General features: G+C 59.4%; 18 protein-coding genes. 1 reads left to right on the forward strand and 17 read right to left on the reverse strand.

What is annotated here, in order from left to right; all coding sequences use genetic code 11:
* Positions 1–121: 121 nt before the first annotated feature.
* The 6 genes from AB6K10_RS16790 to yrfG all read right to left on the reverse strand — a co-directional run bounded on the left by AB6K10_RS16790 (position 122) and on the right by yrfG (position 7,092).
* The gene (locus AB6K10_RS16790; protein WP_339119392.1) at positions 122–2,476 is read right to left on the reverse strand and encodes a Tex family protein; all 2,355 of its coding nucleotides are present in this window, start codon (positions 2,474–2,476) and stop codon (positions 122–124) included.
* Between the two features lie 108 nt (positions 2,477–2,584).
* Complete coding sequence (gene msrB, locus AB6K10_RS16795; RefSeq protein WP_159342701.1) at positions 2,585–3,082, reverse strand: peptide-methionine (R)-S-oxide reductase MsrB; 498 nt, start codon at positions 3,080–3,082, stop codon at positions 2,585–2,587.
* A gap of 138 nt (positions 3,083–3,220) precedes the next feature.
* Entirely contained in the window at positions 3,221–4,777 is a 1,557-nt protein-coding gene (locus tag AB6K10_RS16800; RefSeq protein ID WP_253015680.1) for a phosphoenolpyruvate carboxykinase, read from the reverse strand.
* A 309-nt stretch (positions 4,778–5,086) separates the two neighbouring features.
* Positions 5,087–5,962 carry an Hsp33 family molecular chaperone HslO gene (gene hslO, locus AB6K10_RS16805; RefSeq protein WP_253015678.1) on the reverse strand — a complete coding sequence of 292 codons (876 nt, stop codon included), beginning with the start codon at positions 5,960–5,962 and terminating at the stop codon, positions 5,087–5,089.
* Between the two features lie 53 nt (positions 5,963–6,015).
* Positions 6,016–6,405: a ribosome-associated heat shock protein Hsp15 gene (hslR, locus tag AB6K10_RS16810; RefSeq protein WP_062361748.1), complete on the reverse strand. Its 390-nt coding sequence runs from the start codon at positions 6,403–6,405 to the stop codon at positions 6,016–6,018.
* Positions 6,406–6,414: 9 nt separating this feature from the next.
* On the reverse strand, positions 6,415–7,092 hold the full coding sequence (gene yrfG / locus AB6K10_RS16815; RefSeq protein ID WP_159342705.1) for a GMP/IMP nucleotidase: 678 nt from the start codon (positions 7,090–7,092) through the stop codon (positions 6,415–6,417).
* A gap of 70 nt (positions 7,093–7,162) precedes the next feature.
* Here yrfG and nudE point away from each other — a divergent pair, with 70 nt between their 5' ends.
* On the forward strand, positions 7,163–7,777 hold the full coding sequence (gene nudE / locus AB6K10_RS16820; RefSeq protein ID WP_339119393.1) for an ADP compounds hydrolase NudE: 615 nt from the start codon (positions 7,163–7,165) through the stop codon (positions 7,775–7,777).
* 49 nt (positions 7,778–7,826) lie between these two features.
* On the opposite strand, the gene AB6K10_RS16825 is transcribed toward nudE, so the two are convergent.
* From AB6K10_RS16825 to ribBA, 11 genes are all read right to left on the reverse strand, one after another.
* Positions 7,827–8,882, reverse strand: coding sequence for an oxidoreductase (locus AB6K10_RS16825; protein ID WP_339119394.1), 1,056 nt, complete (start codon positions 8,880–8,882; stop codon positions 7,827–7,829).
* Positions 8,883–8,954: 72 nt separating this feature from the next.
* On the reverse strand, positions 8,955–10,799 hold the full coding sequence (ilvD, locus tag AB6K10_RS16830; RefSeq protein WP_339119628.1) for a dihydroxy-acid dehydratase: 1,845 nt from the start codon (positions 10,797–10,799) through the stop codon (positions 8,955–8,957).
* Between the two features lie 140 nt (positions 10,800–10,939).
* Entirely contained in the window at positions 10,940–13,111 is a 2,172-nt protein-coding gene (locus AB6K10_RS16835; protein ID WP_339119395.1) for a methyl-accepting chemotaxis protein, read from the reverse strand.
* A gap of 219 nt (positions 13,112–13,330) precedes the next feature.
* A complete protein-coding gene (locus AB6K10_RS16840; protein ID WP_285263522.1) occupies positions 13,331–15,514 on the reverse strand; it encodes a PAS domain-containing methyl-accepting chemotaxis protein in 2,184 nt (727 codons plus the stop codon).
* 148 nt (positions 15,515–15,662) lie between these two features.
* Complete coding sequence (lon, locus tag AB6K10_RS16845) at positions 15,663–18,137, reverse strand: endopeptidase La (RefSeq protein WP_339119396.1); 2,475 nt, start codon at positions 18,135–18,137, stop codon at positions 15,663–15,665.
* Positions 18,138–18,266: 129 nt separating this feature from the next.
* Positions 18,267–19,523, reverse strand: a complete 1,257-nt coding sequence (locus tag AB6K10_RS16850) for a DUF945 family protein (protein ID WP_159342711.1) — start codon at positions 19,521–19,523, stop codon at positions 18,267–18,269.
* 53 nt (positions 19,524–19,576) lie between these two features.
* Positions 19,577–20,050: a phosphatidylglycerophosphatase A gene (locus AB6K10_RS16855; RefSeq protein WP_159342712.1), complete on the reverse strand. Its 474-nt coding sequence runs from the start codon at positions 20,048–20,050 to the stop codon at positions 19,577–19,579.
* Entirely contained in the window at positions 20,047–21,024 is a 978-nt protein-coding gene (gene thiL / locus AB6K10_RS16860) for a thiamine-phosphate kinase (protein ID WP_285263524.1), read from the reverse strand. The genes AB6K10_RS16855 and thiL overlap by 4 nt, the downstream gene beginning before the upstream one ends.
* Before the next feature lie 34 nt (positions 21,025–21,058).
* The gene (nusB, locus tag AB6K10_RS16865; protein ID WP_159342714.1) at positions 21,059–21,562 is read right to left on the reverse strand and encodes a transcription antitermination factor NusB; all 504 of its coding nucleotides are present in this window, start codon (positions 21,560–21,562) and stop codon (positions 21,059–21,061) included.
* Entirely contained in the window at positions 21,559–22,047 is a 489-nt protein-coding gene (ribE, locus tag AB6K10_RS16870; protein ID WP_139526976.1) for a 6,7-dimethyl-8-ribityllumazine synthase, read from the reverse strand. Before ribE ends, nusB begins: the two co-directional genes overlap by 4 nt.
* 4 nt (positions 22,048–22,051) lie before the next feature.
* Complete coding sequence (ribBA, locus tag AB6K10_RS16875) at positions 22,052–23,218, reverse strand: bifunctional 3,4-dihydroxy-2-butanone-4-phosphate synthase/GTP cyclohydrolase II (protein WP_339119397.1); 1,167 nt, start codon at positions 23,216–23,218, stop codon at positions 22,052–22,054.
* Positions 23,219–23,262: the final 44 nt, after the last annotated feature.

Consider the following 23,262-nt stretch of genomic DNA (forward strand, 5'->3'; position numbering starts at 1 on the left):
AGGCCTGCATCGAGCAGGCCTTGTTGACGTCAGCTGGCATTGCCATAACCATTACCCTGCTTTCTAATCGAGAATAGACAGCAGGATATGGCGGCAATGGTTAAATATTCAAGACACGCGACTATTTGCCCCGCTTGGCCTTGAGTAACGCAGCCCCCAGCGCGCCCATGGCGGCTGGGGCTTCATTGGCTTGACCTCCCTGACGCTGACCACCTTGGCGCTGGCTGCGAGCAGGTTTACGCGGCGCTGCCGAGGCCGTGGTGCCCGGCGCATCGGGCTGTTCCGGTTCGTCATCCAGGCGCATGGATAGCCCTACCCGTTTCCGCGGAATGTCCACGCTCATCACTTTGACCGTGACGATATCGCCCGCTTTGACGACGCTGCGCGGGTCATCGATGAAGCGGTCGGACAGCGCCGAGATATGCACCAAGCCATCTTGATGAACGCCAATATCCACAAACGCCCCGAAGTGGGTCACGTTGGTGACGGTGCCTTCCAGCACCATGCCCAGCTTGAGGTCTTTGAGGGTTTCGACGCCCTCACGGAATTCGGCAGCTTTGAATTCGGGGCGCGGGTCGCGACCGGGTTTGTCCAGCTCTTTGAGAATATCGCTCACCGTGGGCACACCAAAACGCTCGTCGGCGAAGTCGGCGGGCTTGAGCGCTTTCAGAGTGGCGCTGTCGCCAATCAGGCCTTTCACATCACGGCTATTCTGCTTGGCGATACGCTCCACCAGCGTATAGGCCTCCGGGTGAACGGCACTGGCATCCAGCGGGTTCTCGGCATTGCTAATGCGTAGAAAGCCTGCGCACTGCTCGAAGGTTTTCGGGCCTAGACGGCTCACTTCCAGCAGCTCTTTACGGCTCTTGAATGCCCCCTGCACGTTACGCTGGGCCACGATATTTTCGGCGATGGCGGCGCTTAGCCCTGCGACACGAGACAGCAGCGCGCTGGAGGCGGTGTTGAGATCCACGCCCACGGCGTTCACACAGTCTTCGATGACCGCTTCCAAGCTACGCGAGAGCTGCACTTGGGAAACATCGTGCTGATATTGGCCAACGCCGATGGATTTGGGTTCGATCTTCACCAGCTCGGCCAAGGGGTCTTGCAAACGCCGGGCAATCGAGACGGCACCGCGAATGGTCACGTCGAGATCCGGCAGTTCGCGCGCAGCGTACTCAGATGCCGAGTACACCGATGCGCCCGCCTCGGACACCATCACCTTGCTCAGCCGGTGGGCAGGCGCCAGCGCTTTTACCAGCTCACCCGCTAGTTTGTCGGTTTCTCGGCTGGCGGTGCCGTTACCCACGGCGATCAACTCAACGCCATGCTGCTTGACCAGCTTAGCGAGCACGTTGAGCGACTCGTCCCAACGGTTTTGCGGCGCATGGGGATAAATGGTGGCTTGGTCGACGAACTGGCCGGTGGCATCGATCACCGCTACTTTACAGCCGGTACGCAGGCCGGGGTCGAGTGCCAGAGTCACTTTCTGACCGGCAGGCGCTGCCAGGAGCAGGTCTTTGAGGTTGGCGGCAAACACGTCGATGGCAGTCTGTTCGGCCTGCTCACGCAGGCGGCCCAGCAGCTCGGTTTCCAGCGCAGTGTAAAGTTTCACACGCCAGGTCCAGCGCACCACTTCGCTCAGCCACTTATCCGCCGCGCGCCCCTCATCGCTAATGCCCACCTGCTTGGCAATCGCCACTTGCGCGGGATGAATCGGCGCGTCGTCTTCACTCGGCAAGCGGATCGCCAAGCTCAGGATACCTTCGTTGCGACCACGGAACATGGCCAGCGCCCGGTGCGAGGGCACTTTCGCCAGCTTTTCATCGTGCTCGAAGTAGTCGGAGAACTTCGCGCCGTCCTGCTGTTTGCCCTCCAGCACACGGGCACTAAGTTCGCCCTCTTGCCATAGCCGCTCGCGCAGTTGACCAATCAGCTCGGGGTCTTCTGCAAAGCGCTCCATCAGAATCTGCTTGGCACCATCCAGCGCCGCTTTGGCATCGTCAATGGCGGGGATATCCCCTTCGGCTTCCCGCAGGTAGTGGGCGGCTTCGCTTTCGGGCTCAAGCGTTGGATTTGCCAGCAGTGCATCCGCCAGCGGCTCCAGCCCCGCTTCACGGGCAATTTGCGCTTTGGTGCGGCGCTTTTTCTTGAAGGGGAGGTATAAATCTTCCAAACGCTGCTTGGTATCGGCGGCTTGAATGGTCGCTTTGAGGGTCGAATCCAGTTTGCCCTGTTCATCGATGGCGGCTAGCACCGCCTCACGACGCTCTTCCAGCTCGCGCAGGTAGCGCAGGCGTTCGTCCAACTGGCGAAGCTGCGTATCATCCAGCGCGCCGGTGACTTCTTTACGGTAACGGGCAATAAAAGGCACGGTAGCGCCCCCATCCAGAAGCTCTACCGTAGCGGCGACCTGTTCAGGCCGGACGCTTAGCTCTTCAGCCAAGCGTGCAGTAATGCGTTGTTTGACATCCATAACGTGCAACTAACTCATGCAGCATTCGAGGTGCCGACAAGGTACCACAAACCACCTGGGGTGGCATGGCTTGGGTCGCATGGACTGAGTGGCCGACACCCCATACCGCTAGGCGGGCACGAAACGCAGCGCTACGCCGTTGTTGCACCAGCGCAGGCCGGTAGGCTCGGGACCATCTTCGAAGACGTGGCCTTGGTGCCCACCGCAGCGTGCGCAGTGGTACTCGGTGCGCGGCCAAACCAGTTTGAAATCCAGCTTGGTCAGCAAGTGACCTTCGACATGTTCGAAGAAACTCGGCCAACCCGTGCCCGAGTCGTACTTCATAGCACTGGTGAACAGCAGCAAATCACAGCCTGCACAACGGTACTCGCCCTCACCGTACTGTTTATCCAAAGGGCTCGAGAACGCCGCTTCGGTGCCCTCTTCACGCAGTACGTAAAAGGCGTCGTCCGAGAGGCGCTCCCGCCACGCCTCTTCACTCAGTTCCAGTTTTTCCAACCCAGGCGCGGCTTCGAGATCGAGACGAGGAAAACCGAACGAGACCCCTGGCAGCACACCGGCTAAACCGGTCAACCCTGCCAAGCCTAAAAAGTGGCGACGTTTCATTGGCGTGACTCCCATCGACAACGGTCGAATAGCAAAGAGAAACAAGCAGATATGAAAAAGGGACAGTGCCGTGGCACCGTCCCTTTCTGACTACTTAGTTGTCCGTACGTTCGACAACTTACAGCGAGGCGTAAAAAATTACGTCAACTGCGGGCCCGCTTGAATGATCGCTTCGTTAACGCCCTCAAATTTCTTGAAGTTATCGACGAATTTCGTGGCCAGCTCTTGCAAGTGGCGGTCATAGGCGTCGCGGTCTGCCCAGGTCTCGCGAGGGTCGAGCAGGCTGGAATCGACACCCGGTACGGCGACTGGCACATCCAAGTTCAGGCCATCGATGTGCTTGGTGTCCACATCACGAAGAATGCCCGACTGGATGGCGCTAATGATCGCGCGGGTGGTTGGAATGGAGAAACGCGAGCCGCCTTCACCGTACGCACCGCCGGTCCAGCCAGTATTGACCAAGTAAACCTGAGCGTCTTTTTTCTCGACGCGCTTGATGAGCAGGTCCGCGTACTCACGGGCCGGGCGCGGGAAGAATGGTGCCCCGAAGCAGGTGGAGAACGTCGCCGCCAAGCCTTCGGACGAGCCCATTTCGGTGGAACCGACTTTGGCCGTGTAACCTGACAGGAAGTGGTAAGCCGCTGCTTCTTTGGACAGCACGGAAACCGGCGGCAGCACACCGGACATATCGCAGGTCAGGAAGACGATGGCGTTCGGCTCGCCTGCCAGATTTTCCGCGACCCGCTTTTCGACGTGCTCCAGCGGGTAAGCCGCGCGGGAGTTCTGAGTCAGGCTGTCGTCGGCGTAATCCGGCTCGCGGCGGTCGTCGAGTACGACGTTTTCCAGCACGGTGCCGAACTTGATCGCGTTCCAGATGACCGGCTCGTTCTTCTCAGACAAGTCGATGCACTTGGCGTAGCAGCCGCCTTCCATGTTGAAGACGATACCGTCGCCCCAGGCGTGTTCGTCATCACCAATCAAGAAGCGCGCCTGGTCGGCAGACAGCGTGGTTTTACCGGTGCCAGAGAGACCGAAGAACAAGCAGGTCTCACCATCTTCGCCCACGTTGGCCGAGCAGTGCATCGGCAGCACGTCGGAAGCGGGCAGCAGGAAGTTTTGAACGGAGAACATGGCTTTCTTCATTTCGCCTGCGTAGCGCATACCAGCGATCAGCACTTTACGCTCGGCGAAATTGATGATGACGCAGCCATCGGAATTGGTGCCGTCGCGGTTCGGGTCACACTCGAAGCCAGCGGCGTTAAGAATCGTCCACTCCTCTTTGGCCGCCTGGTTGTAGGCCTGCGGGCGGACGAACATGGTGCGACCAAACAGGTTCTGCCAGGCGGTTTCCGTGGTCACGCGTACCGGCAGGTAGTGAGTGGCATCGCTGCCGACATGCAGTTCAGAGACGAAATGCTCGACGCCGCCCAGGTGCTCTTCCACGCGCGCCCACAGGGCTGAAAACTTTTCCGCGTCGAAGGGGCGGTTGACGCTACCCCAGTCGATGCTGTCGCGGGTCGTGGGTTCATCGACAATATAACGATCTTTCGGCGAACGCCCAGTGCGCAGGCCGGTGTTTACTACCAGAGCACCATTGGCGGACAGGCGGCCTTCACCACGGGCCACGGCGCGCTCGATCAGTTCGGCGCTGCTGAGATTGACGTGGGCTTGGGGAGCGGCTTGAGTCGTGGTCATGTCGATTCCTGGGTCTCTATGTTTACCGGGCGTCGCCGACGCCTTGAGAAATCATCCTAGCCGCTGGCATGGCGGTCACAGCCGGCTAGGTGCGCTGAAGTCCGGCGCATTATGGCAAAAAGAAAACCCCCGGGAAACGGGGGCTTTGACCAAATATCTTGTAGTTAAACTACTACAATGACACTACATTTTGTGTTGCAGCGCAGTATGTTTTCAAACACTCGTTTGCCATTCGGCCGCTAGGCGGGGCGACATGGGGGATGCAGCCCAGGGGCCAAACAGCCTGCGTGCTAAGGGCCGACTACACAATTAGTGAATCACCGGCGGCGGCGCGCCCGGGTCTTCCAATAAAATTTCAATATCGGCGGCGGTGTAGTGATATTTCGTGTGACAAAAGTGGCATTGCGTATCAATAGCCCCTTGTTCGCGCAGAATATCGCGGAGTTCCTCTTTGCCCAGCGTGTAAAGGGCGTGGCTCATACGCTCCCGAGAGCAGGTGCAGCCAAAACGCAGTGCTTTCGGTTCGAAGACCCGCACGGTCTCTTCATGGTAGAGACGATAGAGCACTTCTCGCTGCTCCAACCCCAACAGTTCCTCGGGCTTGATGGTATCCGCCAGATGTACGCTACGCTCCCAGGCATCGACATCCTGGTTCTGCGAGGCATCCGGCAATCGCTGAAGCAGCAAACCGCCAGCTCGCTCGCCATCGGCCGCCAGCCATAACCGAGTCGGCAACTGCTCAGATTGGCCGAAATAGGCTTCCAAACACCCGCCCAGAGTATCGTGGTCCAGCGCGACGATCCCTTGGTAGCGGTGCCCTTCGCGCGGGTCGAGGGTAATCACGATTTGGCCCTCGCCTACCAGCTCGCGGAAGCTGGCGTGCTCGCTGGGCAACGCGGCGTCTTCGGCAATACGGGCAATGGCTCGCAGCTCGCCACCAGGGTTGGATTCGGCCATGAGCAGGGCGAGCGCCCCTTGGCCGCGGACCTCGATGCTCAGCGTGCCATCGAGCTTTACGGTATCGGTCAGTAACGCCACCGCCGCCAGCAGCTCACCTAGCAGCTGGTTGACCGCAGGTGGGTAGGCGTGGCGGTCGAGCACTTCATGGTAAGCGGTGCCGAGCGTGACGATTTCGCCCCGCACGTTGGTTTGGTCGAACAGAAAACGTTGGATTTGATCGGACATAACGAGACCATAAGAAGAAGGAGTCATGGGAGAGCGTAGGGGTAAGCGACGGCTTACTCCCCTTGCTGACGCTGAAAACGCTGGATATCGCGCCGCTGCTTTTTATCGGGACGCTTGAGAGGATGCTGCATGGCTTCATTGGTCAAACGGCGCGCCTCGGCTTCTTTGGCACGGCGTTTCGCGCTCTCTTCGGTTTCTGCATAGAGCTTACGTGCTTCTGGGGCGCCACGACGCTGATCCGAAAGCGCAGTGACCTCCACCTCGAAAATATCCCAGCCTTGAGGTACACGAATCAGGGCTCCCAGCTCAACGTTCTTGCTGGTTTTGACACGGGCACCGTCGTAGTGGACCTTTCCGCCCTCAATGGCTTTTTTGGCTAGGGCACGGGTTTTGAAAAACCGCGCTGCCCACAGCCACTTATCCAAGCGAACGCTGTCACTCATACGCTCTCCTCAGCTAGGTGAGTGCTGCCCCGGCAGGTCAGCGGGCAGCAGTTGGGCAAATCGGTCAAGGGCAATGAATTCCTGTAGCTCTTTTTCAGGGCGCTGGCTATCGGGCTGCTTGATACCCAGCAGATGTCGGATGCCAAACTCGCGGGCGCTCTCCAACACGCGGGGGTTATCATCGATGAAGAGCGTGCGGGCAGGGTCGAACGGCTCGCGTTCTTGAAGTGCAAACCAGAAGGCTTGCTCCTCTTTGGCCGCGCCCACGTCTTCTGATGAGATGATGGCGTCTAGGTAGTTTTCCAACCCCGTGAGCGGGAGTTTTAATGCGAGGCTTGCGCGGTCGGCATTCGTAGCAAGCACCACTCTGGGGTGAGCTTGCTTGAGCCATGTGAGGAAATCCAAAGCATCGCTGCGTAGCCCAATCAAGTGCTGCACTTCGCGCTTGAGGGCAACGATATCCACGTTCAGCTCGCGGCTCCAGTAGGCGAGGCTGTACCAGTTCAGCGTGCCCTGCTCACCCATGATGCGTGCTTTGAGTGCATCCTGACTGGCTTGGTCGAGCTGATGCAGCTCTACGTAGCGACGTGGCAGATGTTCGAGCCAAAAGTGGCTGTCGAAGTGAAGGTCTAGCAGCGTGCCGTCCATGTCGAGCAGGACGGTATCGATCTCGCGCCAATCAATCATTGCCGCTCCAGTCTGAAAGAGTAAGCGTGCTATTGTAGCGTAACCCGTTTTTTGCAGCCACGGAGGCAGAATGTCACGCGACGATACAGCCAACGACCATACGCCGAGCGGCTATCCACGCAAGCCGCAAATACTGGGGCGACAGCGCGTTGCCCAAAGCCGCCTGTTCCAAATCGAGTCGTTGGATTTACGTTTCTCCAACGGCGAGGAGCGACAGTTCGAGCGACTCACGGGCGCTGACCGCGGCGCGGTGATGATTATTGCCATGCCCGACCCGGACCATGTACTGCTCATTCGGGAGTATGCTGCGGGGTTCGAAGATTATGTGCTGACGCTTCCCAAAGGTTTGGTCGACCCCGGCGAAGACATAATCACCGCCGCCAATCGCGAGCTGATGGAGGAGTGCGGCTTCGGTGCACACCGCATTGAGCCGTTGGTGGAGCTGTCACTAGCACCCAACTATATGCGCCACCGCATGCAGGTGTTAATGGCAACGGACCTCTACCCCAAGCGCTTACCGGGTGACGAGCCAGAGCCGCTGATTGTGGAGACCCATGCCATCGAAGAGCTGCCTGCCCTACTCATGCGCGAGGACTTCCACGAAGCGCGCGCCATCGCGGCGCTCTATATTGCGCGGGATAAGTTGCGCGAAGAGCGGCGCAGTAGCAACATGGATTTGCTGTAACTGTTTGGCTCCACAGTCAGAACGCGCTAGGCGTTCTGGCTGCGGTGCATTACAGATGATGCTTGAGCGAGATCCAGCGACGCTGGCGGTGGCTATCTAGGCCAGCTTCCAGCAGGGCCATGCTACGCAGGGCGTCATCGATATCCACGGGCAGCGGCGCTTTATCACGAATCGCCGCACTCACGCCTTGGTAATACGCTAGGTAATCACCCGGTAGCGTGGGGTGCTCGTGACGGACGAGCGGTGCGTCTTCGCCGTCTCCCTCGCGCAGGGTAAGCGTTCCAGGGCTATCCTCTCCCCAGGATGGGGACGGCACCTCTCCGGCTTTCAAGCGATCTTCCTGCGGATCTAGGCCATATTTGATATAGCTACCTTTCGTGCCGTGGAGACGGTAACGCGGCGTCGGCTCGGCAACCAGCGTGCCCGCACTCAAACTGACGCGTCGACCGTCGTACTCTAGCAGGGCGAGAAAGTCATCATCGGCTTTGGCGCCATCACGCCGTACGCCCAGCTCTAGGAATATGGCATGGGGCAGACCGAACAGTTCGCACGCTTGATCCAGCAGGTGAGGCCCCAAGTCGTACCAGATCCCGCCCCCTGGCGTGGCCTTTTCTCGCCAGCGATCCCGTACTTCTGGGCGGAAACGGTCAAAGCGCGATTCGAATCCCGTTATCCGCCCCAGCGTCCCTGCTTCCAAGAGCGCTTTCAGTGTCAGGAAATCGCTATCCCAACGGCGGTTATGAAAGACCGATATCAGCCGCTCTTTATCAACCGCCAGGGCTTTAAGCTGTTTGGCCTCGGAGAGCGTAACGGTAAACGGCTTATCGACCACCACGTGTTTCCCTGCCGTGAGGGCCGCTTTGGCCAACGGGAAGTGTGTGTCGTTCGGCGTGGGAATGACGATGAGATCGATATCCGGTCGCTTACATAGCGCCAGCGCTTGGCTTTCTACCTCGACATTGGGCAGATCCGCTTTCACCTTGGCCGCATCGCTCGACGAGACGGCCACTAAATCCAGCCCTTCGGTCGCTTGAATCAAAGGGGCGTGAAACGTCTTGCTCGCAAACCCATAGCCAACGAGGCCAACGTTGATGATCGCCTTCATTACAATCCTTAGTCGATGTGACGGTTCAGGTTGGCAAAAAAACAGCCCGCACGAGACGGGCTGTGATGTCGCTTAATCCAGCTTGGAGAGGTCGCGTACCGCGCCTTTGTCAGCGGAGGTAGCGAGTAGCGCATAGGCCTTGAGCGCTGGAGTGACCTTACGCGGGCGCTGCTCGACTGGTTTCCAGGCGTCTTTGCCTTTGGCGTCCATCGCTTCACGGCGTTTGGCCAGCTCGGCGTCGCTCAGCTGCACGTTGATCGAGCGGTTGGGAATGTCGATCAGGATGGTATCCCCTTGCTCGACCAAACCAATGGCGCCCCCTGCTGCCGCTTCCGGAGAGACATGACCGATCGACAGGCCCGAGGTACCGCCAGAGAAACGGCCATCGGTGAGCAATGCACAAGCCTTGCCCAGCCCTTTCGATTTCAGATACGAGGTCGGATACAGCATCTCCTGCATACCGGGGCCACCTTTGGGGCCTTCGTAGCGGATGACGACCACATCGCCCTCTTTCACTTTGCCTTCCAATACGTTGGCCACCGCTTGGTCTTGAGACTCCACCACGTGGGCTTTGCCTTCAAACACTAGAATGGAGTCATCGACGCCGGCGGTTTTCACCACGCAGCCATCCAGCGCGATGTTGCCGTACAGCACGGCCAAACCGCCCTCGCGGGAGAACGCATGTTCCAAATCACGGATACAGCCGGTGGCGCGGTCGCCATCCAGGCTTGGCCAGCGGGCGCTTTGAGAGAAAGCGGTTTGTGTCGGAACACCGCCCGGGCCTGCTTTGAAGAACTCCACCACGTCAGGGCTTGGCGAGCGCATGATGTCCCACTCGTCCAACGCCGCTTTTAGGCTGTCGCCGTAGACGGTCGGCACCGAGGTATCGAGCACGCCTGCCCGGTCCAGCTCACCGAGAATGGCCATGATCCCACCGGCACGGTGGACGTCCTCGATGTGGTACTTCTGGGTATTGGGGGCCACCTTGCACAGCTGCGGCACTTCCCGAGAGAGACGGTCGATATCCGCCATGGTGAAGTCAACTTCCGCTTCTTGGGCGGCGGCCAGCAGGTGAAGAATGGTGTTGGTCGAGCCGCCCATGGCGATATCCAGCGTCATGGCGTTCTTGAAGGCGGCTTTGCTACCAATCGCGCGGGGGAGCAGGTGCGCCTCTTCGCCCTCGTAATAGCGTTTGGCCAGCTCGACGATGCGATGACCTGCGGTCTCGAACAGACGGCGACGATCGGCGTGGGTCGCCAGGACGGTGCCGTTACCCGGCAAGGCCAACCCCAATGCTTCGGTGAGACAGTTCATGGAGTTGGCGGTGAACATACCCGAGCAGCTTCCGCAGGTAGGGCACGCACTGCGCTCGACTTCGGCCAGGGTTTCGTCATCGACACTGTCATCGGCCGCCATGACCATGGCATCGACGAGGTCGAGGCCGTGATCCAGGAGTTTGGTCTTACCGGCTTCCATCGGGCCGCCGGAGACGAAAATGACCGGAATATTGAGGCGCATCGCGGCCATCAGCATGCCAGGGGTGATCTTGTCGCAGTTGGAGATACACACCAGCGCATCGGCACAGTGGGCGTTGCACATGTACTCGACGCTATCGGCAATGATGTCGCGACTCGGCAGCGAATAGAGCATACCGTCGTGGCCCATGGCGATCCCATCGTCCACGGCGATGGTGCTGAACTCCTTGGCAACGCCACCCGCTTTTTCGATTTCACGCGCCACCAGTTGGCCCATGTCTTTTAGGTGAACATGGCCCGGGACGAACTGGGTAAACGAGTTGGCGACCGCAATGATCGGTTTATGAAAGTCGTCGTCTTTCATACCGGTGGCACGCCAAAGGGCACGAGCGCCAGCCATATTGCGGCCAGCGGTGGTGGTACGGGAGCGGTACTCGGGCATGGTGTCCTCTACATCTTTATCGTGGCCTGCCGCATACGTGGCGGCAGGCAATTGAATCCAGCGGCCTTAGATTGTGGCATGAGCGCACCGCAGAGACTAGATGTAGAGGGCAACCAAACGCGTGTGATGCCCATGGACGGTTAAAAGGTCTCCCATTCCTCTTCGGCGGGGGCGGTTTCAGGCCGGTTGAGCGCCGGACGGGATGGCGCTTCTGCCTGCGCCTCGTCTTGGCGCTGCGACGGCAGGCTGGAAGTAGGGGCATCACGCCGAGACAGTCGCATCCGCGCGGCTTCGCTGCTCTCCTCCTCTGCGCCTTCTAAACGGAAGGCGGCAATCACGTTCGCTAGATCGAGCGCTTCGTTGGTCAACCGCTGGGCGGCGCCGGAGATCGATTGTACTTTGCTCGCGTTCTGCTGGGTGACATGATCCATCTCAGAGACCGCCGTATTGATCTGGGCGATACCGCTGCTCTGCTCGTCCGAGGCGGTGCTGATCTCTTCCATGATATCGCTGACACGCATCACTTGGTTGACGACCTGGTCGATGGCCCGTTCGGCCTCTTTGACGGCATCCGCGCCACCGGCAATCTCTTGAGAGGAGGTATCGATCAACCGACGAATCTCACCCGCCGCATCGGCACTGCGCCCGGCCAAGTTGCGTACCTCGTTGGCGACCACGGCAAAGCCGCGCCCCTGCTCCCCTGCCCTGGCGGCTTCGACCGACGCGTTCAAGGCCAGAATATTGGTCTGGAAGGCGATGCCATCGATGACGGTGATGATGTCGTTCATTTTGTCGGCACTGGCCGCGATGCGCTCCATTCGCTCCACCAGCGCCTGCATGCGCTCCCCCGTTTCACGGCTGGTGGTGGCATTTTGCATGGCCAGTTGATTGGCCTGGCGTGCGTTCTCGGTGTTCTGCTGCACCGTGGCCGTCATTTGATCCATGCTGGACGCCGTTTGTTGCAGCGAAGAGGCCTGCTGCTCGGTGCGCGACGCCAACTCCTCGTTTTGCTGCTGGATATGCTCCGAGGCAGGCGTGACGATCTCCACTTTGTTACCGACTTCGGTAATCAAGCCAGAGAGACTGGCGCGCATGGTTTCCAGGGAAGCCAGCAGCTCCCCCAACTCATCGTCGCGTTTGAGAGTGACACGGTTGGCCAAATTGCCCGCCGCAATTTGAAACGTCACACGGCGCGCCTCGTTGAGAGAGCGGATCAGTGAACGCAGCACGGCCACGCTGAGCCCCACCATCATCAAAATACCGAACAGGAGAACGCCCAACTGGCCCCACAGTAACCACTGCTGCTGACGCTCGGCATTGGCCATGAGCGTTTGCGCTGCGCTACGCTCGTTATCGACCAGTAGATTGATGGTGGCGCTGATGCTATCGGAGGTCGGCTTCACGACATCATTGAACGCCTCGAACGCGGCGAACCCATTGCCATCGCGTATCGCGGTGAACGCCGTATCAGCGCCGCTCAAGAACGTCGCCAAATGCGCCGTTAGCCCCTGCTGAACGCCGCTGGCTTCCGTGCGCTGGGCAGTGAACGCTTGCCATGTTTGGTTGATGTCCCCCTGGAGTGCGCTCAACTGCTCTTCGAGCAGATCCAGGTCGGCCCGGCGCGGATTGCGCACGGCGGGTTCTAGCGCCTGCAAAAGCTGCCCGGTGCCCTGCTCGATTTGTTGGAGGTCGGCGACGCCTTCGAGGCCCGTTTGATTCAGCGTGCGTAACCGGTCAGCGGAGCTGGTGATCCCGTAGACGCCTGCCGCCCCTGCGACGGCCAGCAGCGCAATGGCGACAATGACCATTCCCATCAGCTTGGCCTTCATACTGCTGAAACTAAAGCGCTGCACCCAACCACGCACGCCGGTGCGTCGTAATGCACCATAATGGAGCTTGAACCGTCGGCTTCGCCCCTGTTGCATGGCGCTATACGCCTTGGCGGCACGAGCGATGGCTTTTTGCCCGGCTTTACGACGAATTGCCGTGTAACCTGCCACTCGGTTGCCGTCGAGCAGCGGCGCTACCGTGGTATGCACCCAATACGTATCGCCATTCTTACAGCGGTTTTTGACGACCCCTTGCCACGTTCTACCTTTTTCGATGGTGGCCCACATATTGCTGAAGACCAACGCGGGCATGTCTGGATCACGAAAGATGCTGTGGGGTTCGCCCATCAGCGCCGTCTGTGAGTAACCACTGACATCGATGAATGTCTGGTTGACGTAGGTGATCTTTCCCTGCCGGTCAGAGCGTGAAATCAACACCTGATCGTCTGACAATTCGAATGCTGCCTGGCTGGATATGCTCATCAAGAACCCCACCTGTTATTTTTGAGAAAGGCCTGTTTTGCCTATGACCCAGCGACGTCCTTTTTACCAAGCCGTGACCTGACGTCGAGCCGCTTTCCGACCAACGCCTCACACCAAAAGATGCAGCAAAAAATATGCCACCCGGCGGGAGGCATATTCAAATGATCGATCATGCGATACATCAATGGTGATTAAACGCAGCGCTGCGCCTCACCTCATTCAAAACGCATCCCACTCCTCGTTCTCATTGTGAGCCGGCGTATGCGCACGCTGGCGAGCGCTCGATTCTTGCGTCGGCGCGTCACTCGGCAGGGCTGCTACGTTCTGCTTGACGGCTTTCTGAGCCCGCGCCAGCTTTTCACGGGCCGTACTGGTGCTCTCGGCCTGAGCGCCTTCGAGGCGGAAGGCATCGACGACGTTGGCAAGCTCGAAGGCTTCCAGCGCCAGGTTGTCTGCCGAGGCCGCGATCGACTGCACTTTGGTGGCGTTTTGCTGGGTCACCCCATCCATTTCGGCAATGGCGGCATTGATCTGGCCAATTCCGCTGCTCTGCTCGCTCGACGCAGTACTAATCGAGGCCATGAGATCGCTCACGCGGCTCACCTGCTCCACCACGTTTTCGATCGCGCGCTCGGCTTGCTCGACGGCGCTTCGACCGCCGCTCACCTCTTGGGTGGTGCTATCGATCATTTTGCGAATTTCTTGGGCGGCGTCGGCACTGCGGCTTGCCAACGTGCGTACCTCGCTGGCGACCACGGCAAAGCCTCGCCCATGCTCGCCCGCCCGGGCTGCTTCGACCGACGCATTGAGCGCCAGAATGTTGGTTTGGAAAGCAATACTGTCGATGACACCGATCATCTCGGTCATCTTCTCAGCGCTTTTGGCAATGCGCTGCATGCGCTCGACGAGCTGCTCCATCTGCTGGCGGGTATCCCGCGTGCTGGCGGCATTTTGCTGAGCCAATTCCGTGGCTTGGCGGGCATTGTCGTTGTTTTGCTGAACGGTCGATGTCATCTCCTCCATGCTCGACGCCGTTTGCTGCAACGAAGACGCCTGCTGCTCCGTCCGCGAGGCAAGCTCCTCGTTCTCAGCGGCAATTTGCTGAATCGCAGGAGTTACCACGGAAACACGGTTCTCCACGTCGCCGACGATGCTCGAAAGACTGAAGCGCATCGTATCCAGGGAGTAGAGCAGCTCTCCCAACTCGTCATTGCTCTGGCGGCGCTCTCGAGCCGCCAAATTACCCGCGGCGATTTGAAACGTCATGTAGCGCGCGCCCGCCAGACTGCGAAACACCGATTTCAAAATGAATACGCTGAGCGCCACTAGGACGCAGATACCAATGAGTAGGAGCACCGACTGAGCAAGAAACATCTGATGTCGGCCTTGACGCGCATCGTCCATCAAATCGGCGGCGCCCGCTCGCTCCTCATCCACTAGCTGACTGTTGAGCTCGCGGATACTGGCCGTGGCGGGCAGCACCTCGCTATTGAGCGCCTCGAACGCTGCGAAGCCGTTGGCTTGGTCGATCGCATCGACGGCCCCCGTCACGCCAGCGCGCCAAGCAGCGAAGGCCTCATCGAACCCCTGAAGCACCGTTTGCGACGCGCTACTGGTTTGGCGATACGTCTCCCATAGTGTTTGGGCACTTTGCGTGTTGGCCGCTAATTGCGTCGAGACGGCCTCCATATCCACACGACGCGGATTTCTGACCGCAGGTTCCAACTCCTCCACGGCCAACCCAATGTGGCGCTCGATGAGCTGCAGGTCAGCAACGGACTCTAGTCCGGCGCGATTGAGCGTTTCCAGGCGCTCGCCGGAAACGTTCAAACCGTACAGACCCAGCCCGCCCGACAGCCCTAACAGCACAACCGCCGCGATGACCATTCCCGTCAGCTTGGCTTTGAGGCTAGTAAATTGAAAGCGCGCCACAATGCCGCCCAAACCGCGACGCTTCAACGCCCCTTGGTGTAGCGCATAGCGGCGTGACTTGCCTTTTTCACGTATGTCGGCATAAACCTGTTCGGCCAGCGCGATACGCTTGGCCGACGCTTTACGGCGCAGCGAGGTATAGCCCACGATGCGGTCGCCATCTCGCAAGGGAGCAACCGTGGCGTTGACCCAATAGTAATCACCGTTTTTGCGTCGATTCTTGACCGTCCCCTGCCAAGTACCGCCCGCTTGAATGGTTTTCCAAAAATCGGCGTACGCCGCTTCGGGCATATCGGGGTGGCGGATCAGATTGTGCGGTGCGCCCAGCAGCTCATCCCGCGAGTAGCCGCTGACCTCCACGAAGGCAGCGTTGGCATAGGTCACGTTACCTTTCAAATCAGAACGTGAAATGAGTACGGTCTCTTCATCGAGCACGTATTCACGTTGAGTAACGGGCTGGTTATTGCGCATAGAAGCTCCCTGACGCTTTATTTTTAATAATTGATTTTGCACCATTATCACGAATTTCCGGGGAACTTAACCAGTAAACAGATGTAAAAAAGCGCCGCTCTCTTCAGAGCGGCGCTGGGGTGAACGAAAAGGCTTAGGGCGTCACACGCTATTTGAAGACCACGTTCGCCACGTCTTTATAGCGATTGGCGAAATGAACGGTCATGCCCTCTTTGAGGTAGTCGGGCAGCTCCTCGTAATCTCGACGGTTGGCCTCGGGGAGAATCACCTCGAAGATCTCGCTGCGCCGCGCAGCGATGACTTTCTCACGAATGCCTCCCACCGGTAGAACTTGCCCTGTCAGGGTCAGCTCACCGGTCATGGCCAGCGGACGATCGATGGCTTGGTGCTTCGCCAGCGATAGCAGCGCCGTCGTCATGGTCACCCCGGCGGAAGGGCCATCTTTGGGCGTAGCGCCTTCAGGCACGTGCAGGTGGACGAACGCGGAGTCGAAGAAGTCGGCATCCGCGCCATACTCGGCCAAATGGCCAAGGGTATAGCTATAGGCGATGTTGGCAGACTCCTTCATGACATCGCCCAGCTTGCCGGTCAGCTTGAAACCGCGATCCAACGAATGCACTTTTCCGGCTTCGATGGGGAGCGTGGCGCCACCCATGGAGGTCCAGGCCAGCCCGGTCACCACCCCTTCACCTTTGAGCACTTTCTCTTTACGGAAGAGCGGCGCACCGAGAAACTCTTCGAGGTTTTTCACCGAAATCTTGACGGTATCAACCTCCTCTTCGAGCAATTTCACTGCCGCTTTGCGTACGATACGGTGGAGCTGTTTTTCCAGTTGGCGAACACCGGCCTCGCGGGCATACCCATCGATGACCTGCTTTAACGCCGCGTCGCTGAGATTGATACGCTTCTTCGGCAGATTGTCGCGTTTGAGCAGCTTCGGCCAGAGGTGATGCTTGGCGATTTGCAGCTTCTCTTCAGCGATATAGCCTGAGAGACGAATCTGCTCCATGCGGTCCAAGAGCGGGCCGGGAATGCTATCCAGTGTGTTGGCGGTACATACGAAGAGCACCTTGGAGAGATCCATGCGCACGTCGAGGTAGTGATCCAGAAAATCGACGTTCTGCTCAGGATCGAGGACTTCGAGCAGTGCCGACGCAGGGTCGCCCTGGAAGGATTGCCCCAGCTTATCGATCTCATCGAGCATGATGACCGGGTTCTCGACCTCCACCTCTTTGAAGGCCTGGACCAGCTTACCGGGCATTGCCCCCACGTAGGTGCGACGATGGCCTTTGATCTCGGCCTCGTCTCGCATGCCCCCCACGGAAAAGCGGTAGAACTCACGGCCCAGCGCCTCGGCGATGGAGCGCCCAATAGAGGTTTTACCCACCCCTGGCGGGCCTACCAACAGCACGATGGAACCGCCTACATCGCCTTTGAAGGTACCTTCGGCCAGAAACTCGATGATGCGCTCTTTGACATCTTTTAAACCGTCGTGGTCGCGGTCGAGGACTTGCCGGGCATGGGCAAGATCCAACTTATCCTGGCTGGTGACGCCCCAAGGCAGCGAGGTCAGCCAGTCGAGGTAGTTACGCGTGGTGCCGTATTCCGGGGAGCCGGTTTCCAACACGCTGAGCTTATTCAACTCGTCATCGATGCGCGCCTGCACCCGCTCGGGCACCACCAGCGATTCCAGGCGGTTTCTAAACGTATCGACGTCGTTTTCACGATCATCTTTGGAGATACCCAGTTCGCGCTGAATGACCTTGAGCTGTTCGCGTAGGAAGAATTCCCGCTGACGCTCCTGCATCTGCGCGTTGACCTGCTCGCTGATTTCGCTTTGGAGTTGGGCGACATCGATCTCTTTGCGCAGCAGCGGCAGCACTTTGTGCATACGTTCAGCAACAGGCAGCGTGGCCAGCACATCCTGCAGCTCCGGGCCTTTGGCCGACGTGATGGCCGCCGCGAAATCGGTCAGTGGGCCGGGCTGATGCGGACTGAAACGGTTTAGGTAGTGCTTCAGCTCTTCCCCATACAGCGGGTTGATCGGCAGCAGTTCTTTGATGCCGTTGATGATCGCCATGGCATAGGCACGGGTCTCTTCGTCTTCGGCATTGACCGGCTCTTTGGGGTAGGTCACTTCGACCAAATACGGCGGCTCTTTGGAGAGCCAGCGCTGAATTTTGAAGCGCTGAAGCCCCTGAGCGATGAACTGAATCTGCTGATCTTCGCTCTTGAGTTTATGAACCTTGACCGCTGTACCGATCTCGGGAAAGCCCTCATGGTCCAGCGATTCGACGCCCTGCTCGCCCACGAAGGCCACGCCAATCGTGTGGTGCGGCGTATTGCCAACGCGACGCATGGTCTCTTCCCAGCGTTCGCGGTTGATCACCAGCGGCTGCACCTGGGCAGGGAAAAAGGGGCGATTATGGATCGGTAGGAGATAAATGCGCTCGGGCAGCATGTCGCTGGCGGGTACTAACGAGCTTACCCGTTCGCCGTCCGAACGGTAGTCATCGCTGTGCGCACTCTCTGCGTGAGCATCCTGTCCCTGGGAATCTGGAGACTCAGCATCGGTGAGCCAGTCGTGGTGTTCGTGATCGCGGTCGTAATCCTGGTCGCTCATGCGCCCTCCCATCAACAGTGACCCGCGGCTTTCGCCGCTTAGCATGCTTCAAGGAATGTGGGCACAGAGTGAAAACTTCAACCCTAAAGACGATTTACCTAGCCGCCTACTGACCTCTATCAGGAGCACTCACGGCTGCCATAGCGGCGGCATCGGCCGCCCGTTGACACGCCATACCCCTCGAATCACATCGAACTGTAGCTCGCGAGTGCCCAACGGTAGGCCGAGCCAGAGTGCCGCCACGGTTGGGGCGTCGTGCCAAATGAAGTCCCCATCGATGCGCTCGATCCAGCGTGCGCGTTCGACCGGTTTGTCCAGCGCGGTAATGCTCAGCTCTTCGAGGCGCCGCGCATCGAAGAATAGCGCGCCCTCTGCGTCCACTTGCAACCCCAACAGCGGGCTATCCAAAGCAATGGTGGTGACATCGAGCCGTGGTGAATCGCTCAAGACTTGGCGCAGATCAGGCTCCAAACGCGCCAACAGGCCCTCCGCCATGGGCAAGCTCGCGTCGCCCCAGGCAGCCTCTTGGCGCAAACGACGAATCGTTTGCCGAACGGCGTCGCCATTCAAACGCGACAGCTCTGCCTCGATACGACCGCTGAGAAGCGGGGTGTCGGGCGCTTCACTGGGCACGCGCACCTCGCCTACGATCAGCTCGCCTTTCAGGCGTAGCTCGCTCTCGTCCAGCTCCATATGGCTATGGAGATCCAGGGGAGCGACGTGAATGTCGTAAGCCGGATAATGCAGCGCCAGCTGCTCGATATGCAGGTGATCCCGCTGGGCAAAATGGTAGGCATCGTCGATGTAGGTGTAGCGACTTTCCAAAGTGGCGGGGCCAAGCGTGAGCTGCGACAGGCCGTCGGTCAGCGTGAGTTGATCCAGCAGCCCGCGTAAGCGCCAGTCACCAAACACTCCCTCCAGACGAACCCGTGCGCCACGTACGTCCAGCTCGCGTCCATTTTGCTGAATGACGAAGGGGGCCAGTGCTAAGCGAAGTTCGGTATGACCGCTCAAGGTCTGATAGCGGCCCTGCCAGCGCGGCACGGAGGGCGCGGAGACCTCCCCCACCGCTTTTTGCAGCACGCTATCCAAACGCGGCAGCAGCGTGCCTTCGACATCGGTGCTCAATACTCCGTGTCGGGCTCGGTAGGAGAGTTCCAAACGCCAGGGACGGCCCAACAGTGGCGAGAGAATGAGCCGCCCCCGGGACGTGAGCCACCCTTGGCGACTCTCCACTCGGCTGACTCGCCATTCGCCTCGGGCCTCTAAGTCCTCCAGCGCCTGACGAAGGCTGCGCTCGAAAAGTACGCTGGATAGCAGTTGCGCGACCATCCACACGACGGCTATTGTCGCGAGAATAGGCACGATCAAACGTTCCTTGCGCATGCTATCTCCTTGAACGGTCTCTCAACGAGACCCGACTCCATGCCACCGATCGCTCAATGCAGCCAAAACCATAGGTGCATGGTGCTCCAGGCGTAGATCCCTGCCATGACATCATCGATCATGATGCCAAATCCGCCCGCGACCCGGCGGTCGGCCCAGCGAATGGGCCAAGGTTTGAAAACATCGAAAATGCGGAACACCACGAATCCCCATAGCGCCGCTTCCCAGGAGAATGGCACGGCTGCCATGGTAATCCAATAGCCAACGAACTCATCCCACACGATCCCCGAGTGGTCATGCACGCCCAGGTCGTGGGAGGTCTTGTCACATAGCCAAACCCCGACGACAAACGCGGCCAACACGATTCCCAGGTACCAACCCAGGCTTAAGTCGGCCATCATCCAGTAAAAGGGAATGGCGGCCAGCGTGCCGAAGGTACCCGGAGCCCACGGCACCGTGCCGCTGCCCAGGCCAAACGCAAAAAAGTGAGTGGGGCGTCGCCAAACGCTCGCCGGTGCACGATTCATCGGGCACCCCCACGGAAGTGCTGCCAGCCCATCGCCCCTTCGGCAGGCACCCCCGTCACGCCGAGCGCTTGCGTGCAATAGCCGATCACGCTTAGCGCAAGGCCACTCTCGGCAAGCTGCGCGGCAGCCTCTTCGAGCCGGTCAGGCGGCAGCGTCACCAGAAGTTCGTAATCATCTCCGCCGGAGAGCGCTGCAGTCAGCGCCTGCTCATGACCGAGCGTCTCGACCAGCCCCTCGACCAGCGGCAGCGCGTCGGGGATGAGGTCGACTCCCACGCCGGATGCGGCTCGCAAATGAGCCAAATCCGCCAGCAGACCGTCGGAAACATCCATGGCCGCCGACGCCAACCCGCGAAGCACGATGCCCGCGCCGAGCCTCGGCTGCGGCAAAAGATAGCGCTGAAGCAACGGGTGCCCGAGGTCTCGCTCACCCTGTTGCCACAGCGCTAGCCCGCCTGCACCGCCACCTAGGGCGCCGGTCACCGCGACGACATCGCCTGGCCGTGCACCTGACCGAGTCATCGCTAACCCCGTCGGCACCTCGCCCATGACCGTCACCCCGATACTCAGCTCGCCAGAAGTCACATCGCCGCCCACCAGCGCTGTGTCGTACTGCTGACAAAGCGCATGAAAGCCACTGGCATAGCGAGATAGCCACCGCTCAGCAGCGGCATCATCGTTGAATGCCCGCTGGTCGAGGGTCAGCGCCATGAGGCACCAGCGCGGAGCTGCGCCCATGGCCGCCAAATCGCTCAGCGCGACTGCCAACGCGCGATGCCCCACCGCATGGGCAGGGGCATCGTGGGGGAAGTGGACGTTCACCACTGACGTATCCACGCTAACAGCCAGCTGCTGGCCAGACTGGGGAATCAATAACGTGGCGTCATCGCCGCATCCTAGGGCAACGCCATCTGTCGCTTGCGCCTCCTGCGGCGACATGAAGTAACGTCGAATCAGATCGAATTCGGCAAGCACAAAGGCCCCTTAAACGCTTGATCAGCCCTGCCGCTTACAGGCGGCGGGCGCTGACTTCGGCACTTCGTAAGCGGTTCGCCAGCTTATCGAGAATGCCATTCACGTATTTATGGCCGTCGGTGGCGCCAAATGATTTTGCCAGCTCAACGCCTTCGTTAATCACCACGCGGTAAGGCACTTCCATCCGCCGGGAAAGCTCGTACGCCCCCAGGCGAAGAATGGCCAGTTCTACCGCGTCCAAATCTTCCAGACGACGATCCAGCAACGGGGCAATTTCACGGTCCAGCTCGGCTTTGAAGCGTACCGTGTTGTGCAGCAGCTCATGGAACAGCGCTTTGTCCGCGATCTCCATGACCTTCACCCAGTTCTCATGATCTTCGAGATCGTCGTCGGCCACCTGGCTGCGAAATTCCGCCTCGATGGTGGTAATGGACTTACCGGTCATCTGCCACTGGTAAAGCCCTTGTACCGCTAATTCCCTTGCGGCGTGACGCCCCTGCTGTGCGGCTGAGGGCTTGCGCTCACGACGCTCACTCATTGGGAATCTCCGACCGGCAGCGCGCGCAGCAGTGAGACCATTTCCATCGCCGCCATGGCAGCTTCGGTGCCTTTGTTGCCGGCTTTGGTGCCTGCACGCTCGATGGCCTGCTCGATGGACTCAACGGTCAGTACGCCGTTGGCAACTGGCGTATCGAACTCCAACTGGAGATGATTGATGGCCGTGTTACAGCCACCGGCCACGTACTCGAAGTGCGGCGTGCCGCCACGAATGACCGCGCCAAGGGCGATCACTGCATCGGGCTTCATCACGTTGAGCACTCGCTTGACGGCCAGGGGCAATTCCCAGGCGCCAGGAACGTGAACGATATGGATATTCTCCATGTCCACACCGTGACGCGTCAGGCTGTCGACAGCGCCTTCTACCAAGCTATCCACGACGTGGTGATTAAAGCGGCCCACCACGATGACGTAGCGCCCATCGACGTCTACAAAAGTGCCTTCGATTTGCGAAAGGGATTGCATCAATTTATACCTGCTGAAAAGTTGGCTCGCCGGCCGTGTCATTCGGACCCAAGCGCTCGACGACTTCCAGGTCGAACCCAGAGAGCGCGGAGAACTTCCACGGTGAGCTGAGTAACCGCATCTTACCCACGCCAAGATGGCGCAGAATCTGCGAACCCGTACCAATCGTTAAATAATTGCCAGAGCCATCGGAATCGCTGGTGCGCGGCTGACGCACCCGATCCAGATAGATATCTAGCTGGTCTTTCAAATCTTGATTCGGCCGTCCGTCGTCGATCAAAACGAACACGCCTGCAGGCGCTTGGGCAATTTGATCAATGGCACGATGCGCGTCCCAACGGCACTGCTCGCCTTTCATCAACCCCATTACATCGCGCAGCGTATCGGCCAAATGCACGCGAACGGTGGTCGCCTGCTCGGGCGTTGGCTGCCCCTTCACGAGGGCCAGATGGTGAGCGCCCTGGATACGATCACGGAAGACGTGAAGCGCCAGTTCGCCATGCACAGTGGAGACCTGGGTCGTTTCGACGTGATCCACCGTCTGCTCATTCACGATACGATAGTGGATCAAATCGGCAATGGTGCCCATCTTGATACCGTGCGCCTTGGCAAAGGCCTCCAGCTCCGGGCGGCGGGCCATACTGCCATCATCGTTCATGATCTCGCAAATGACGCCGCTGGGGTCCAAACCCGCCAGCGCTGCCAGATCGCAGGCGGCTTCGGTATGCCCTGCGCGGCGCAGTACGCCGCCTGGCTCGGCCATCAGCGGGAAAATGTGGCCCGGCTGAACGATATCCGAGGGCTTGGCATTCGGAGCAACGGCGGCCTGCACCGTCCGAGCACGATCGGCAGCGGAAATACCGGTGGTGACCCCTTCGGTCGCCTCGATGGAGAGCGTGAACTTGGTACCAAAACCGGAGCCATTGTCCCGCACCATCAGCGGCAGGTTGAGCTGCTCGCAGCGCTCGCGGGTCATCGGCATACAAATTAGACCGCAGGCATACCGCGCCATGAAGTTGATATGCTCAGGCTTCACCATTTCGGCGGCCATGATGATATCACCTTCGTTCTCGCGATCCTCATCGTCCATGAGAATCACCATTTTGCCCTGGCGAATGTCATCTACCAGCTCAGCGATGGGGGATAAACCCTCTGAAGAGGAGTGCGCCATGGAATCTCCAAAAAATAGGCTCGCATCGTATGCGAATTCGGGCG

The organism is Halomonas sp. BMC6 (assembly GCF_964204995.1).
Classification (GTDB): Bacteria; Pseudomonadota; Gammaproteobacteria; order Pseudomonadales; family Halomonadaceae; genus Vreelandella.

What these genes read in the sequence shown, in the direction of transcription:
- AB6K10_RS16825 (WP_339119394.1), bottom strand. Translation starts at nt 8,882, where the DNA reads ATGAAGGCGATCATCAACGTTGGCCTCGTTGGCTATGGGTTTGCGAGC.
- AB6K10_RS16850 (WP_159342711.1), bottom strand. Translation starts at nt 19,523, where the DNA reads ATGCGCAAGGAACGTTTGATCGTGCCTATTCTCGCGACAATAGCCGTC.
- ribBA (WP_339119397.1), bottom strand. Translation starts at nt 23,218, where the DNA reads ATGGCGCACTCCTCTTCAGAGGGTTTATCCCCCATCGCTGAGCTGGTA.
- lon (WP_339119396.1), bottom strand. Translation starts at nt 18,137, where the DNA reads ATGAGCGACCAGGATTACGACCGCGATCACGAACACCACGACTGGCTC.
- hslR (WP_062361748.1), bottom strand. Translation starts at nt 6,405, where the DNA reads ATGAGTGACAGCGTTCGCTTGGATAAGTGGCTGTGGGCAGCGCGGTTT.
- AB6K10_RS16835 (WP_339119395.1), bottom strand. Translation starts at nt 13,111, where the DNA reads ATGAGCATATCCAGCCAGGCAGCATTCGAATTGTCAGACGATCAGGTG.
- msrB (WP_159342701.1), bottom strand. Translation starts at nt 3,082, where the DNA reads ATGAAACGTCGCCACTTTTTAGGCTTGGCAGGGTTGACCGGTTTAGCC.
- AB6K10_RS16790 (WP_339119392.1), bottom strand. Translation starts at nt 2,476, where the DNA reads ATGGATGTCAAACAACGCATTACTGCACGCTTGGCTGAAGAGCTAAGC.
- AB6K10_RS16840 (WP_285263522.1), bottom strand. Translation starts at nt 15,514, where the DNA reads ATGCGCAATAACCAGCCCGTTACTCAACGTGAATACGTGCTCGATGAA.
- nudE (WP_339119393.1), top strand. Translation starts at nt 7,163, where the DNA reads ATGTCACGCGACGATACAGCCAACGACCATACGCCGAGCGGCTATCCA.
- AB6K10_RS16855 (WP_159342712.1), bottom strand. Translation starts at nt 20,050, where the DNA reads ATGAATCGTGCACCGGCGAGCGTTTGGCGACGCCCCACTCACTTTTTT.
- AB6K10_RS16800 (WP_253015680.1), bottom strand. Translation starts at nt 4,777, where the DNA reads ATGACCACGACTCAAGCCGCTCCCCAAGCCCACGTCAATCTCAGCAGC.
- nusB (WP_159342714.1), bottom strand. Translation starts at nt 21,562, where the DNA reads ATGAGTGAGCGTCGTGAGCGCAAGCCCTCAGCCGCACAGCAGGGGCGT.
- ribE (WP_139526976.1), bottom strand. Translation starts at nt 22,047, where the DNA reads ATGCAATCCCTTTCGCAAATCGAAGGCACTTTTGTAGACGTCGATGGG.
- hslO (WP_253015678.1), bottom strand. Translation starts at nt 5,962, where the DNA reads ATGTCCGATCAAATCCAACGTTTTCTGTTCGACCAAACCAACGTGCGG.
- ilvD (WP_339119628.1), bottom strand. Translation starts at nt 10,799, where the DNA reads ATGCCCGAGTACCGCTCCCGTACCACCACCGCTGGCCGCAATATGGCT.
- yrfG (WP_159342705.1), bottom strand. Translation starts at nt 7,092, where the DNA reads ATGATTGATTGGCGCGAGATCGATACCGTCCTGCTCGACATGGACGGC.